The sequence below is a fragment of the Bradyrhizobium sp. Crot121 genome (assembly GCF_059512385.1).
In genome coordinates this window covers 1-15,092 of record NZ_JCAMOR010000121.1, presented here as the reverse complement: position 1 = coordinate 15,092, position 15,092 = coordinate 1, and the positions used below count along the sequence as shown (strand labels likewise).

Sequence of the window (15,092 nt, the reverse complement as noted above, 5' to 3'; positions counted from 1 at the left end):
AAGGCGGCCGTGATGCCGCCGATCTCAGCGTCGACGAGACGCGCGGTCGCCGAGGATGAACTGGCGCAGGCGATCGAGGCGCTGGCCGAGCAGGCCCTGGCGGCGCGGCGCAAGTCCCGGACACGTAAATGAGAGCGCGTGCACACTTTCCGGGGGACAGAGTATAGCCTTACGACACCATGCAGCTAAGGAGCGGGACGCCGTTTCCCCGCGTTTTCAGGCATTAAAGCCTGCTCCCGCCCGCCCCAAAGAAAAACCCGGCACTGAGGCCGGGTTATATGTTCGGCATAATTTCGCCAGCGCGAGGCCGGCGGATTTGAATTCATCCGACTCTTAGATTTTCAGCGGACGTCTTGCCCCTGTTGGTCATTTCTTCGTAGCTCACCTTGGTCCCCTCATTGAGACCGCTCAGTCCCGCTTTTTCTACGGCCGAGATGTGGACGAAGACATCCTTGCCGCCTTTGTCGGGTTGAATGAACCCATAACCTTTCGTTGCATTGAACCACTTCACAATACCTGTCGCCACGCCGGCACTCCGTTTTTGAACAATGGAGGTATTCTATGGTGGCCGGATGGGCTGCGGCAAGAAAAACCTAACGTGCACCCCACCCCTTGCAGCTCGGGCCATCCATGCCCCGCCCGAGCTGTCTTTCTCCGGCTCTGGGCACCGTAATCTCCGCCCGAGGAACGAGTTCTTCTTGCCCATCGGCACGGCTGGCGAGGCCACGCGGAACAGTCCATTTGTAGCAACGTTGAATGGTCGCACACAGGATCCGTGTGTAGTGCCCAAAGGCAGCTCGGTCCGGATTTGTCCCCTGGGCCGGGCTGCTACTATGTGTGCCATTTCATGCATACGCCCCGATAGCGTCTCGCTAGGATGCCGGTACTGGGATTTCAGGGCACCAGTGAGATGAACGCCGTCGGGACGCTATGTTTCGAGCCCGCCGGCGCGATTTCTAAAGGGAGCCCGACGATCAGCAGGGCTTTGGCAAGCCTCGAATATGAGGAAGATCTCAGGCAGATGATACCTCAGCCGTCATGCCCCTCCGCCACTGTGCGGGGCATTCTCGCGTAGAAGACGAGGCAGGCATAGGCACCCTGCTCGTCTCTGACCACGTCCGGCTTGAGATCGTTGCCTTGCCCCCTGCTGCCGGCCTCTCAAGCTAACCGTGCGAAGGATATTCAATCGGCCGGTTGAAATTGCTGTTCGTCACCACGGGCGAGCCGTGCGGCTCAGAGAACGTCAGCACACCGCCGGCAGGCAGGCTGGTTTGGAACCGATGCTTCGTCGCAAAGTTGGAAGCGCGCGCACACGATCACCAATCGTGCTGTGCACTGTCCCCTAGCAGCTCGGTCCGCCCCTGACCGGGCTGCTTCTTTCGGCCTCCGAGCCTGTAGACGCTTTTCCCCGTCAATCCACAAGGCCTAGCGGCTTGCTCTGGCGGCGCCCGGACGCGATGCTTAGGAAATGGGTACGAAGTCCAGAGAAAGCATTTTCGGCGCGTCGGTGCGCGCAGCGGCCGAGCAGGCTGCCGAGGCGCGGAAGGGCGCCGACCGGCTCGCTTGCGAAGCCTGGAACAAGCGCATGCTTGCGTTCCAGGGACCGGCGCAGCCCTCGCCTGCCCTCGGCGACGCACTCAATGCCGGCTACACCTATCTCGAGGTGAAGTGCCTCGGGTGCGAGACGCACCAGACCGTCGCCCTCGATATCGTCCGCCGGCCGAAGACGACACCGATCCACGAGCTCGAGCGCTACATGCGCTGCAAGTTGTGCTCGGACGAGCGCGGCTATCCCTACAAGCGGAGCCACCTCGTCGTGCTGCGACCGACCAAGATCTCGGCGCAGGATCCGCCTTCGACCTGGTGGCCGGACGAACGCTAAGGACCCCTGATGTGCAATCTCTACTCCATCACCACCAACCAGGAAGCGATCCGCGCGCTGTTCCGGGTCGTCAACCGCTATGTCGGCAACCTGCCACCGATGCCGGGCGTGTTTCCTGATTATCCGGCCCCCGTGGTGCGCAACGCCGGCGACGGCCGCGAGATGGTGCTGATGCGTTGGGGCATGCCGCCGCCGCCGAGCAAACCCGGTCCGCCCGTGACGAACATCCGAAACACCAAATCGCCGCACTGGCGCGGCTGGCTCAAGCCGGAGAACCGCTGTCTAGTGCCCTTCAACAGCTTCGCCGAGTACGCGCCCGAGCCGAACCCAGCCACGAAGAAAAAAGACGTGGTGTGGTTCGCGCTGAACGAAGACCGGCCGCTCACGGCGTTTGCCGGGATATGGACAGAATTCAATGGGGACCGCGGGACCAAGTCCAAGCCGATCCCCGGTCCTCACCTGGTATACGGCTTCCTAACTACCGAGGCGAACGCTGTCGTCGAACCGATCCATGACAAGGCAATGCCTGTCATCCTGACGACTGACGAGGAGCGCGAAGTTTGGCTGCGCGCTCGGTGGGATGAGGCAAAGGCCCTACAGCGGCCACTCCCTGAGGACGCCCTGAAGATCGTCATGCGCGGGCCGGACAAGGAAGACAAGTTAGCCGCATGAAGCATACCGCGCTCGATCCGGAAGAACCTTACGGTGTGGCAAAGGACTATGTTCAGTCCGCTTATACAATGATGACCAATCCCCACCGGCGCCAATTGTCAGATGACACTAGTTTGTTGATGGGTTTTCACATGCTGTGCGGATTTGCCGTGGAACTTTATCTTAAAGCCTTTCTAGCTCACAAAGGGTATAGCGAGGAGCAGCTAAAGCGTCGTGAAATTGGGCACGACTTACTTAGACTTAGGGAATTGTGCATGTCGGAAGGGCTGTACTCCTCTGGAATGGACTTCCTGGCAGGTACGTTCGGCAAACATCACAAAAACTTTGAATACCGCTATTTGAAGCGCGAGACGGTGTATTGGGTGGAAGACGTACGAACTATTTTCTCTGCGTTTTCCTCGCTTAACCTGTTGGTCGACACTGCCATTGGCGCAAGTTCTTCAAGAGGGAAAAAGCCGGGAGACAAATGGGATTTCCCTACTGATGGGGCGTGGCGACTTCCGCGTACGGAAACACATGGATAATGCACCGAGGGTCACCCGACAGAGAAGACAGGCGGGCCGCATCAGATACGTCGGAGGCAACCCCTACGTTGACTCCGATAGGGCGGAGCGACGACCAATGGAGCTTATGACCTGCCACTGAATTTTCATCCAGCCGCGGTTAGAGTCTCGGGTTTTTGTACGCCAAGTGGCGCGGGTGGAGCAACGGACGATCGGCGGAGCTGGTCGGGGTTGCGTAGCCGATCGTCCGTTGCGGTGAGGTGGGCGGCATAGGCCGCGGGGGTCAGGTATTTCAGCGACGAGTGAGGCCGCCGGATATTGTAGTCGGCGACCCAGTTGGCGATCTTGGCGCGGGCATCATCCAGATCGAAGAACAGGATCTCGTTGAGCAGTTCATCGCGCATCCGGCCGTTAAAACTCTCGATGAAGCCGTTCTGCATCGGCTTTCCCGGCGCGATAAAGTGCCAATCGATGACTGTGTCCTTGCTCCAGGCGAGCATGGCGTTGCAGGTGAACTCGGTGCCATGATCGGACACGATCATTTCTGGCTTGCCGCGTCGCTCGACGATTGCCGTGAGTTCGCGGGCAACGCGCCGTCCTGAGATCGAGGTATCCGGAATGGCGCCCAGGCATTCCTTGGTGACGTCGTCGACGATGTTGAGGATCCGGAAGCGCCGTCCGTTGGCAAACTGATCATGAACGAAGTCCAGCGACCAGCGCGCGTTGGGCTTGGCCTCGACCAGGATCGGAGCACGGGTCCCCACAGCCTTGCGGCGGGCCCGCCGCTTGCGGACGGCGAGCCCTTCCTCGCGATAAAGCCGGTAGATCCGGTTGATGCCCGATGGCTCGCCCTCCCGCCGCAGCAGGACGAACAGCCGGCGGTAACCGAAACGCCGCCGCTCGTTGGCAAGATCGCGCAACCGGCCACGCAGAACCGTGTCCGGAGGGCGGCGGGAGCGGTAGCGGATCATCTTCCGATCCGCGCCCACGATCGAACAGGCCCGCCGTTCCGACAGGCTCATGACGGCCTGCAGATGCGCGACCGCAGCGCGCTTGGCGGCGGGCCCTACCATTTTTTTGAAAGCAACTCGCGAAGGGCGGCCGCATCGAGCATCTGCTCGGCCAGGAGCTTCTTCAGCTTCGCGTTCTCCTCCTCCAGCGCCTTCAGCCGCTTGGCCTCAGAGACGTCCATGCCGCCGAATTTAGCCTTCCAATTGTAGATTGTCGCCTCGGAGATTCCATGCTTGCGAGCCAGGTCGGCCGTCTTCGCCCCAGCCTCATGCTCCTTCAACACCGCGATAATCTGCTCTTCCGTGAACCTTGCTCGCTTCATTCGTCCGTCCTTCTTCCGGCCGGACTCTAACTCCTTCTGGAGGAAATACGCAGCGGCAGGTCACATCAAGCGCCCCAAACAGCCACCGAGACGATCGCGGACTTTGAAAAGGCGAAAAGCCCTATCCGCGTAGCCCGCAGATGTGCGGCGTGCCTCGAAAACGCGGGGCCGAATTTCATCGTTGAGAATGGCGAAGGAGTGGTGTCTGTTTGCGAAAAGGCGGCATGACCCCTCGATCCCCGCCGCCTATTTAACACTTTGAGGTCACCTGGGTAACAGTGGACGCAAAGTTGCTACTTTATGATGTGTGGGGTTGTCTACTGGTAGTCAGGACGCTCGCTGTGGACAAACAGCACCAGCATCACGCCACCTACCTTGATGCGAGTCTACCCTGTAGACTCATCGGACCTCGGCGCCAATTTAATGGCGCTCTTAAACGCGGCGATTCCTTTTGCGCTGTCGCCCGAGGAATAAGTATTGCATCCTCAGCGCTGATTGGATTTCCGTCAGTAGGCCGTCCCGCGAAAACGTAAAAAGATACGCCGGGCCGCAATGTCCAGCAACTGAAATGAACCGATCCGCATGGTTCTCATCTTGCTCTTGAGATATTGCCTGACATCGTGGACCGATGAGCGTCGATGCCGCTTCGCTTCCGATATCTTCAGAAATGAATCTATCGCCTTCTTGATCGCGGGCAACTCGTCGACTTAGGGTCCGTAGATTCCATCGTCACCACACCCGTAAGGGCGCGCGCACTTCGATGGTTGCTGAAGAAGAAACAGCGAAGTCGGGATCCAAAGGCTTGTGGAGCTTTTCAAACGCGTCGCTAGACGGTGAGCGTGCGAGCGATCGGTGATGTCGGTCAGTGGTGGCTTGAAGGGACAGGAGGACCAGCTTTTGGGGGCCATCAGTCCGCCCGATTGCCGTTCCCGACCAACTTTTTCTCGCGTAGGTCTTGGCGGTGCGGACCGTAGAACGTAGTGGGAACAAAGGGTCTGTTTTGTGGTCGGTAGAACTGCTGTTCCTGCCGTATCCTGCCGACAGCGGATCTGGGCGTTCCACCAGCGTGTGTCACCGAGCCGGCGCTTTGATGTTGTAAGCGGGGGCGGGCAGGGATATTAGACGCCGCATCGCTGGTTGATCGTGGCGCAATTGCCAGACTTAGGGGATTTACGTGTCCAGAGCAGTTATTTTGGCAGGTGGGCGTGGTACGCGCTTGCGCCCTTTCACGGTCTCGCTGCCAAAGCCCTTGATGCCGATTGTTGATCAGCCAATACTTGAGATCATCATCCGTCAACTCGCCATCCAAGGCTTCGACCACATCACGCTTGCGGTCAACCATCAGGCAGAATTGCTGAAAGCGTTCTTCGGCGATGGCAGCCGGTGGAACGTGAAAATCGATTACTCGCTGGAGCACGAACCGCTTGGCACGATGGGCCCGTTGCGTCTAATCTCGGATCTTCCAGAATACTTCCTCGTCATGAACGGGGATATCCTGTCGGACATCGGCTTTGGCGCTTTGTTGGCCAAGCACAAAGCCGAGGATCGGCTGATGACGGTCGCCGCGTCCGCGCGCCAGCAGCCCATCGATTTTGGCGTGCTCGAGGTGAACGACGGCTACATCAGGGGTTTCCATGAAAAGCCATCGATCCCCTATAACGTTAGCATGGGAATCTATTGCCTTAGCCGGCGCATCCTTCCCGAAATTCCTGCGTCGCAGCCGTTCGGATTCGATCAGTTGGTCTTGAAGATGCTCGCGGCCGGAAATCCGCTCCGCGCCGAATTTCACCTGGGGTATTGGCTTGATATCGGACGACCTGACGATTATCAGAGAGCGATCGAGGAGTGGCCCACTCTCAAAACCAAACTGGGTCTCTGATGCTCGATCGGGCAGAATCCTCCGGCGAGGAAATTCTTGCAGGCGTCGATACCGTGCTAGTCACGGGCGCCTCTGGCTTTATCGGACGGCATCTTTGTGACCGTTTGGAGGTGTTGGGGAAGACGGTGATCCGGACTTCGCGCGGCGCCGGCGTGGATCTGACAAAAGACGAGCTTCCGCTCCACGGAGTTGGTCACGTCTTTCACGCGGGGGCGCGCACCGGCGTTCCTGCCGCCTGGGAAAATCCGGCGGCGTTCATCGAAACCAATACGCTGGGAACTGTAAGAGTTCTCGACCAATGCCGCAGGCATGGTTGCGGCGTCTCATTTCTCAGCGCATATGTCTATGGAAACCCGCAGCGGATCCCTATCAGGGAAACCGACCCAATCGACGCCAACAATCCGTACGCACTTTCGAAGTATCTGGCCGAGCAGGCCTGCTGCTTTTTTGCGAAAACCTACGGCGTCGACGTTGTAACGCTCCGGCTTTTCAATGTCTACGGCCCAGGTCAAAGCTCGAACTTCCTGATTCCTTTTATTGTCGAGCAGGCGGTCAACCCAGCCTGCGACAAGATCGAAGTGATGGATTTGCGCCCGAGCCGCGATTATATCTATATCAACGACGTCATCGAAGCCATTTTGCGGTCGACACGGGCAAGCAGCGGTTCCGTATTCAATGTCGGAAGTGGTGGCGCCCATTCGGTGGAAGACATCATCAAGCTAGTCTGTGAAGCTGCGGGGGTCAACAAGCCGTATTTCGGAAAGGCTCAACGCAGGGAAAACGAGATCGATCTGACCAAGGCAGATATCTCGGCGCTCTACTATGCCGTCGGCTGGAAGCCACAAACGACGCTGGCTGCCGGGTTACGGGAAATGGTCAAATGCAGGACCGGGTCATGACTATTCTGGACGTAATTTGCCCGGTTTATCGCGAGGAAGAGGTCATCGCCTCCTTCCATGCTCGACTTACGAAAGCCCTCGACATTCTTCCGGACAATTACATTGTCCATATTACCTATGTTGTCGATCCATCCCCTGACAGGACCGAGGACATCCTTGCGTCGATCGGCCAGGCGGACCGGCGCGTCGAAATTCTCACGATGTCCCGACGCTTCGGTCATCAAATGGCGTTGGTCGCCGGTATCGATCATTCCGAAGGCGATATCATCGTCATGCTCGATAGCGATCTTCAGCATCCGCCGGAGCTTATTCCGGAACTGCTGCGCCACTGGGAGGAAGGGTCCGAGATTGTCCAAACGATCCGGACAGATGGCGCGGAGACTAACTGGCTGAAGCGCTCGACGTCGCGTTGGTTTTACAGCACCTTCATGAAGGTCGGCGCGGTCAATCTGCAATCCGGAGCCGCCGACTACCGGCTGATCTCGCGTCGGGTCGCGCAGGTATTTCGGAAGGAAATTCGGGAGCACAACCAGTTTCTTCGCGGTCTGGTGAGTTGGGTGGGTTACCGCGTCAGTTTCGTGCCGTTCACCCCGCTCAAGCGCGTGCAGGGAAGATCCAAATATCGACCTGCAACGCTGCTGAATTTCGCGCTGAACGGAATCTGCTCATTTTCAAAGGTGCCGTTGCGCTTCTGCATCGGGGCCGGATTTATCTTGGCGACGCTCAGCCTGGTCGGCGGTCTCGTGCAGGTCCTGATGTACGCGACCGGCAGCGTTGACGTGCCTGGATGGACGTCGCTGATCGCGATGGTCTCCTTCGCCAGCGGGGTCCAGCTATTTTTCCTGGGCGTTCTGGGCGAATACGTCAGCCTCATTTTCGATGAAGTAAAAGACCGTCCTCTGTATCTGCTGGACCGACGGCATCGTCGCAATGCTGGGGCGCAGCGTGACGATGCCGATTATGATTTGGCTATGATCGGGAGCAGCGTGCCGCGTGCAGATATGACGCTTTCCAGAGACACCCGGTCGACGTGAAGCTTGAAGAACGGATTGATCGATGCCGACTGACATTGCCAAGGCTCTGCGGGCTGAACTGAGTGCGTCACAACTCGACGCACTGGTGACCCGACGGGAAAATTCGTTGATCCAGCACGACATCAGCGAGCAGGCCGCCAACATCGACCGGCTGGTCCGGGGACGCCGTGTGCTTGTGGTTGGGGGCGGAGGATCGATCGGTTCGGCCACTACGCGGCTGTTGGTAGACTACGGTCCGAGCAGCGTCCACGTCGTCGACCACAGCGAAAACTATCTGGCCGAGCTTGTCCGGGATCTGCGCGGGCGACCCGAGGGCTTGCCCGATGGGATCGATTTTCGCGCACTGCCGATCGACTACGGCGGCCCGGTGATGGAGCGGCTGCTCGCCGAATCCGAGCCCTATGACATCGTCCTAAATTTCGCGGCGCTAAAGCATGTGCGATCCGAAAAGGACATCTATTCGGTCCTGCAGATGCTCGACACCAATGTCGTCAAGCACATCAGATTTAAGGAGTGGCTGGCGCGCGGGCGGCATGGCAAACGCTACTTTGCAGTCTCGACAGACAAGGCCGCAAATCCAACCAGCCTGATGGGCGCGAGCAAGCGTCTGATGGAAGATCTCGTGTTTGAGGTCGCCGCCGAAACGGCGAAAGCCACCACGTCGGCTCGCTTCGCGAATGTGGCTTTTTCGAATGGCAGTCTATTGCAGGGGTTTCTTTATCGCCTCGAACGGTTCCAGCCCCTGGCGGCTCCGCGGGAGACTAAGCGCTATTTCCTTTCCCATCGCGAAGCCGGCGAGCTGTGCATGCTCGCGGCGTTTTGTGCTCCGGACCATCACATCATTTTTCCGAGAATGGAGCCGGAGATCGAATTGCAGTCGCTGCCGGATATTGCGGTCCGGGTGTTGCTGGCACATGGCTATCAGCCGGAGTTCTTTGATCGCGAGGACGACGCGCGGCGCTCGGTCCGAGAAATGGCTCGCTCAGGCCGCTGGCCAGTGCTGCTTACTCCGCTCGACACCAGCGGTGAAAAACCTTATGAGGAATTCGTCGGAGAGGGCGAGGTCCAGACCGACGTAGGTCTGAAAACCGTTGCAGCGGTCCGGCATGTGACAAGCCTTACGACGACTGACGGGCTGTTCGACCGGATTGCAACCGCCGTCAATAATCCGGGATCTGCGATCGACAAGGCCCACATCGTTTCCATTATCAAGAACAGAATAGTCAATTTCCGCCATGTCGAATCGGAAAGGAATTTGGATCAGCGCCTATGAGCGTACATGATTTTGGAGCATCGACGGTAAGCAAGCCGCGCAAGGAAGCGGACGGCGTCGGCCTGTCCTGCTTGGTCTGCGGTGGCACATATCAACCCAGCTCACTGCCTGGTCTTTTCCGGTGCGGTTCCTGCGGCTTTATCTCTGCCGACCTCAACATTCCGGACGAGGAGCTGCGCGCGCTGTACAGCGAGGATTATTTCCACGGTCAGGAATATCTCGACTACATCGCCGAGGAAGAAAGCCTTCGACTGAATTTCGCTAATCGGTTGGCGACGCTGAAATCGCTTACGCCGACGTGGTCGAACGTTGACCTGTTTGAAGTGGGATGCGCCTACGGGTTCTTCTTGGATGAAGTGAAGAAGCAGGTCAGGGTGGCCAGCGGTATCGACGTTTCTGCTGATGCCATTCGATATGCGGTCGAGCGGTTCGATGTTGACGCGCGTTGTGGCGACTATCTCAACACCGATCTCCGACGGCAGGTCGATGTCGTTGCGATGTGGGACACAATCGAACATCTGAAGCGACCGGATCTGTTCATCAAGAAGCTGGCCTCAGATATTAAACCCGGCGGTCTTCTAGCGATCACGACCGGCGATATCGGCAGCTTGAATGCGCGGCTCCGTGGTGCTGCTTGGCGGATGATTCATCCGCCGACCCACTTGCATTATTTCTCAGTGCCCACGCTCTCGACGCTGCTCGCCCGCAACGGATTCGATGTCGTCCACGTCAGCCATCCCGGCAATTCGCGGCGTATCCGTTCGGTGCTGTATTTTCTGCTGGCTCTGAAGATGAAGCGTCCCGGGCTTTATGCGGCGTTGGCCAGGTTGCCGCTGACGGGAGCCCGTATCACGGTAAACTTGTACGACATCATGTTCGTCGTCGGCAAGAGGCGCCCGGCGTGACTGCTTTGAATGATCGCTACCTGGATGTCTCGCTATTTGCGGCTTATACTATCGCGAGTGTCACAGGGCTCGTCCTCCTGAAATCGAATATGATCGCCGCGGTGGGCTTCATCGTCCGTTTGGATTGGCTGGTCGCTCCAGTGGCATTGGCCCTAGTGGGAACTGTTCTCTACATCGGGAGCTTTGCGGTTTGGCTAGTCATTCTCGGGAGAAACGAGCTATCCGTCGCTTATCCGATAGCGATCGGACTGACCCTAGTGTTTTCCACTGGGACCGCGTCCGTCTTGCTTGGCGAGTTGCTGACGTTGGGACGCATCATCGGCATCACGATGGTCTTTCTCGGCATCGTGGTCATTACGCGATCTTAACGTCGAGCCGGCCAGGCGCTCGACGGCAGCACCTCCAGCAAACCTCTCGCCTGGCGTTGCAGGAAATCCGCAGAGGCGGAGTTAACTGCTCTAGACACCTAGGAAGCATCTTGGGCAGCCCCGGCGAGAGGGCGATTGGATGGAGCGGAAGGCTGACCCAGAGATTTGGGCTGCTTCTAAGAATCAAGCGGCTGTTGGAGCCGACCCCGTCTGGCGATCTTGGATCCCAGTTTCAATTCGCTGCCCTCAATCGCACATTATTTGTTGACATCAGAGGTTTCGCAAACGAGCGATATTTTCGCGCTCGTTGCTCAATTGCTCCGGATTGAATGTGGAACCAAGCCTCATATGCGCGGCCGATGCGGACTTTGAAGAGATAGCGCTCTTTCAGCAGCGTTGCTTCGAAGGACAAGTCGGCGAAGCCGAGCGCGCGGCTGTTCAGACCTTCCAACATTACGTATGGAAATATACGCTCCTGCAGCCGGCCAGAATTGCTGAGTTGCGGCGCAACGGCCAGCTCGTCGCCATGTGCGCAGCGTTCCCCGTACAACTCAGCGCAGGCGGCGACCCTATGACGGGTTGGCAGATCTGCGACATTGCAACCATACCGCCCGAGCGTCGGAAGGGGTACTTCAAGGCTTGCTTGGCAGTGCTCACGGACACCTTGCCCTCCACCGATGTATTCTTCGGATTCCCGAATTCTCGGTCGGCGCCGCAGCTAACGGCGATGGGCTGGCGACATGTTGACACGCTCTCGCCTTTCGTCGGGATCATTCCAAATCTGACCGCGATCGAGACTGTTCACCGCGTCGAACGGTTCGGTGGCTCTCACGATCTGTTGGTACGAAATTTCGGTCAGTCGGATCGACTACGGATTGTCAAATCTTCTGCGTACATGAACGCGCGCTATTGTTCAGCGCTTCGTCCGATCTATTCATGCTACGTCGCGCGAAACGGCGCCGAGGATTGCGGTTGGATCGTCCTTAGAACCTTGCGTTTGTTCGGCGTTAGGGTGAGCGTGATTATGGATTCATTCGCAGTCGATGCGATTTCTCGAAAATTGCTAATCCGACACGCTGGGTTTTGGTCGCGCCAGCAGGGCTGCCTCGCCACGGTTTCATTCAATAACCAATGGCGGATGCTGGACCTGCTGCGGTGCGGCTTGATCGAGATTCCGTCTCTGTTGATGCCGCGCCCGTTGGTCCTCATGGTTTCCGGTAAACGGGGCGGGAGCACCGATCATTGGCATTCCTACGTCGGTGATTGGGACGGTCTGTAACGCTGTTCCCGAAACATCTCCGACGGAAACCGAGCGGATGTTAGCTGGTTGATTCATCTCAATATCCTACAACGGGCTAGATTATGCGGCTGTCGATTTACTGCGCGTTGGCGCGTCGCCCGGGCGCATTAGCTCTACCGGTGGCGGCAGAATTGCGTTCTCCGAAAGAAGGAGTGGCCGTTTTCCTTACGGCGGGCATGTCGGTGTGGCCAAGGTTCTGGTACTGGAAGCGGCTAGCGTGCGGCTGAATTCGCGACGCTAACTCTGGAAAGCTGTGGCTACATCAGCAAGATGCAAAGTAGATCAATTCCACAAAATGCAGCGGCGTCGTGATCGTTGTAAATCACGATCATCTCTTTTCGCCTTGGATCGAAAGGCTTAGCATTGCCGATTTCTGTCAGGCGATAGATCTCTATTTCTCGTTCTCACGAGCTAAAGGCTGCGGGTCGAATCTCGTCGAGGCGGCGCAAGCCGGGCTGCCGGTATCACTGGCGGATGGCGAATCGCCCCCGAGATTCAGGCGCTCCTCCGTGTTCATGCTGTCGGCTATGATTTGGAACGAGTTCGCGATCCGCAGGGCACTACGCCGGCATCAGGAATGCCGTGTGGTCGCGACCAAAAATCGACGAATTCGCCTCAGTTCTTAAGACCATATATGCTAGTTGCAGATCAACGCCGGCGCAGTGACCAAGGAAAGCTGCTTTGACAATACGATCTACTGTCGGCCTCGAAGCCCGGATGCTATACGGCCCCGCGACTGGCATCTCCAACTATAGCTTTCACATAGTGCGCGGTCTTCTGAAACAGACGTCGTGTTATCAGTTTCGGGGATTTGTGGGCGCTGGCTGGCGCGAAATAACGCTCGCCTCGATGGTGACTGCGGATCAGGACGAGGGAGGCGACGAGAATTCAACGTCCTCCCGTTTTGGAAATTCGTTTTCCGAGCGCATTGCGCGTCTCCCGATTCAGCTGGCAGTCCGTTTCTCGGATGCTCGGCCTGTCCGGCTGCTGTATAGAGAGACCTACCGCCGCGGTTTCGCCGCGACTGTTCGTTCGGAGCGTCTTGACTTCTTTCATGCCTTCAATTTTCGTCCACCATCCGACCCGGGTGTGCCCGTGCTGCCCGTGATCTATGATCTCTCGACATTTCGCCATCCAGAATACCACCCCGCCGATCGCGTCGCGTGGCTTACGTCGCTCGGCGACACCATCGAGCGTGCGCCGCTGGTGCAGACAATCTCTGAATTCAGCAAGCGGGAGATCATAGATTTGTTTGGCTATCCGGCAGAGCGTATTTTCGTCGCGCCGCCAGCCGCAGCTCCGGTGTTCACGCCGAAGGGCGAGAACATGACATCTCGCGACCTCGCGCCGCTTGGCCTAAAGCATGGCCAGTACTTTCTCGCAGTAGGCACGCTTGAGCCGCGCAAGAATATCCGCACCCTCGTTAGCGCCCTCGCACAGCTTGCACCGTCCGCGCGTGCGCAATGTCCGCTCGTCGTCGTCGGTGGAAAAGGGTGGGGTGATCTGAAGCTGCCGCGGCAATTAGACGCGCTTCGTTCCGAAGGCTCGTTGCGTCTTCTTAGCGGTATTCGCAATATGCAGTTGCGAAGCCTCTACGAGGGAGCGCGTTTGCTGTTGATGCCTTCGCTGTACGAAGGGTTCGGTATGCCGGTCGTGGAGGCCATGGCATGTGGAACACCGGTCGCCTACAGCTCTTGCTCTGCGATGGAGGAAATCGCCTTAACTCTCGGTCGGGTTGCGCCGGCCGAGGATGTCGACGCTTGGAGCGATGTCCTGCGCGAGGCGCTTTCATGCAACGAACATCTAGATCCAACCTTGCGCAGGCTCCGGATTAATCGGGCGCGCGCGTTCGACTGGTATCGAAGTGCCGGGCTAGTTCTCGATGCCTACCGTCATTTGGGTCTGCGGTAGCGGGGATGCTGATTTATATGTCGATCAGCCAGCAAGTGTTGCGCAAACCGAGACGACATGCGATGGCGAGACATTGGATGCGATCGCACATTCATTACAATTCGGGCGACTATCATAAGCTGCAGCAGGCGAGGTCTCATGAGTGAACGCATCATCCCACTGATCATGTGCGGCGGAGCGGGCACGAGGCTGTGGCCGGCGTCGCGCGAGGTCCATCCGAAGCAGTTCCTGCCGTTGTTCGGGACCCGCTCGACCTTCCAGGAGACGCTGCTCAGGGTGTCGGATCCGGCGCTGTTCGAGCGGCCGATCGTGATCACCAACAACGCCTATCGTTTCATGGTGCTGGAGCAACTGGCCGGCATCGGGCGCGAGGCGGACGTGCTGCTGGAGCCAGCGCGGCGCGACTCCGGGCCGGCGATCGCGGCCGGCGCCGCCTTTGCGCAAGTGCGCGATAAGGAATCAATCGTGCTGGCGCTCGCCGCCGATCACGTGGTCGGCGACACCGCGGCCTTCGTCGCCGCCTGTCGCGAGGGGCTGGCTGCGGCCAAAGCAGGCCGCATCGTCACCTTCGGCGTCAATCCCGAGCGCCCGGCCACCGAATACGGCTATATCAGCCCCGGCGATACCATTTCGGGACAGGTGCGCGCGGTCGCGAAATTCGTCGAGAAGCCGGACGCCGCAACCGCGGCCGACTACATCCATGCCGGCTATCTCTGGAACAGCGGCAACTTCATGTTCCGCGCCGCTGTGCTGCTTGATGAATATCGTAATTTCGATGCCGCGAGCGTGCAGGCCGTGACCGAGGCGGTGACAAGTGCTCAGAGCGATCTCGGTTTCGTCAAGCTCGATGCGGAAGCGTTCGGATCGGCACAAGCGATCTCGATCGACTATGCGGTGATGGAAAAGACCGCGCGCGCGGCCGTGGTGCCGGTGTCATGCGGTTGGTCCGATGTCGGCTCCTGGCATGCGGTGTGGGAATTGTCCGACAAGGACGGGCAGGGCAATGCCGCGCGGGGCGCTGCGGTGTTCGAAGAATCCCGCAACTGCAACGTCTCCACCGACCGCGCGCTGGTCGCGCTCGAGGGCGTCGACGACCTCGTGGTGGTGGCGACACAGGACGCCATCCTGGTGTC

The 15,092-nt window shown here is 58.6% G+C and carries 14 protein-coding genes; 12 read left to right on the top strand and 2 right to left on the bottom strand.

The window, feature by feature from the left end:
- Positions 1-322: 322 nt before the first annotated feature.
- Positions 323-526 carry a cold-shock protein gene (locus AC5ZGW_RS42915; RefSeq protein WP_028165752.1) on the bottom strand — a complete coding sequence of 68 codons (204 nt, stop codon included), beginning with the start codon at positions 524-526 and terminating at the stop codon, positions 323-325.
- A gap of 942 nt (positions 527-1,468) precedes the next feature.
- On the opposite strand from AC5ZGW_RS42915, the gene AC5ZGW_RS42910 reads away from it, so the two are divergent.
- From AC5ZGW_RS42910 to AC5ZGW_RS42900, 3 genes are read left to right on the top strand one after another with little or no spacing between them, the layout of a single operon-like run.
- Positions 1,469-1,882 (top strand): hypothetical protein, encoded by a 414-nt coding sequence (locus AC5ZGW_RS42910; protein WP_130230975.1) that lies wholly within the window; start codon positions 1,469-1,471, stop codon positions 1,880-1,882.
- A 9-nt stretch (positions 1,883-1,891) separates the two neighbouring features.
- Positions 1,892-2,554: an SOS response-associated peptidase gene (locus AC5ZGW_RS42905; protein ID WP_130230973.1), complete on the top strand. Its 663-nt coding sequence runs from the start codon at positions 1,892-1,894 to the stop codon at positions 2,552-2,554.
- The gene (locus AC5ZGW_RS42900; protein WP_130230971.1) at positions 2,551-3,078 is read left to right on the top strand and encodes a HEPN domain-containing protein; all 528 of its coding nucleotides are present in this window, start codon (positions 2,551-2,553) and stop codon (positions 3,076-3,078) included. Before AC5ZGW_RS42905 ends, AC5ZGW_RS42900 begins: the two co-directional genes overlap by 4 nt.
- A 125-nt stretch (positions 3,079-3,203) precedes the next feature.
- Here the strand turns inward: AC5ZGW_RS42900 and AC5ZGW_RS42895 are convergent.
- A protein-coding gene (locus AC5ZGW_RS42895; RefSeq protein WP_496114109.1) for an IS3 family transposase occupies positions 3,204-4,390 on the bottom strand; the annotation gives its coding sequence in 2 pieces (ribosomal slippage) (positions 3,204-4,138 and positions 4,138-4,390; 1,188 coding nt in all).
- Between the two features lie 1,174 nt (positions 4,391-5,564).
- Here AC5ZGW_RS42895 and AC5ZGW_RS42890 point away from each other — a divergent pair.
- The 9 genes from AC5ZGW_RS42890 to AC5ZGW_RS42850 form a co-directional block, all read left to right on the top strand.
- Positions 5,565-6,269, top strand: a complete 705-nt coding sequence (locus AC5ZGW_RS42890) for a nucleotidyltransferase family protein (RefSeq protein ID WP_130230531.1) — start codon at positions 5,565-5,567, stop codon at positions 6,267-6,269.
- Complete coding sequence (locus AC5ZGW_RS42885) at positions 6,269-7,168, top strand: NAD-dependent epimerase/dehydratase family protein (protein ID WP_130230533.1); 900 nt, start codon at positions 6,269-6,271, stop codon at positions 7,166-7,168. Before AC5ZGW_RS42890 ends, AC5ZGW_RS42885 begins: the two co-directional genes overlap by 1 nt.
- Positions 7,165-8,202 (top strand): glycosyltransferase family 2 protein, encoded by a 1,038-nt coding sequence (locus AC5ZGW_RS42880; protein WP_165435598.1) that lies wholly within the window; start codon positions 7,165-7,167, stop codon positions 8,200-8,202. Before AC5ZGW_RS42885 ends, AC5ZGW_RS42880 begins: the two co-directional genes overlap by 4 nt.
- Before the next feature lie 22 nt (positions 8,203-8,224).
- Positions 8,225-9,475: a polysaccharide biosynthesis protein gene (locus tag AC5ZGW_RS42875; protein WP_130230537.1), complete on the top strand. Its 1,251-nt coding sequence runs from the start codon at positions 8,225-8,227 to the stop codon at positions 9,473-9,475.
- Positions 9,472-10,380, top strand: a complete 909-nt coding sequence (locus tag AC5ZGW_RS42870; protein WP_130230539.1) for a class I SAM-dependent methyltransferase — start codon at positions 9,472-9,474, stop codon at positions 10,378-10,380. The genes AC5ZGW_RS42875 and AC5ZGW_RS42870 overlap by 4 nt, the downstream gene beginning before the upstream one ends.
- Positions 10,377-10,748 (top strand): DMT family transporter, encoded by a 372-nt coding sequence (locus AC5ZGW_RS42865; protein ID WP_130230541.1) that lies wholly within the window; start codon positions 10,377-10,379, stop codon positions 10,746-10,748. Before AC5ZGW_RS42870 ends, AC5ZGW_RS42865 begins: the two co-directional genes overlap by 4 nt.
- Positions 10,749-11,079: 331 nt before the next feature.
- Complete coding sequence (locus AC5ZGW_RS42860) at positions 11,080-12,027, top strand: GNAT family N-acetyltransferase (protein ID WP_165435599.1); 948 nt, start codon at positions 11,080-11,082, stop codon at positions 12,025-12,027.
- Positions 12,028-12,729: 702 nt separating this feature from the next.
- On the top strand, positions 12,730-13,959 hold the full coding sequence (locus tag AC5ZGW_RS42855) for a glycosyltransferase family 4 protein (protein WP_245475112.1): 1,230 nt from the start codon (positions 12,730-12,732) through the stop codon (positions 13,957-13,959).
- Between the two features lie 138 nt (positions 13,960-14,097).
- A partial coding sequence (locus AC5ZGW_RS42850; RefSeq protein ID WP_496114108.1) for a mannose-1-phosphate guanylyltransferase/mannose-6-phosphate isomerase occupies positions 14,098-15,092 on the top strand: 995 nt, incomplete at its 3' end.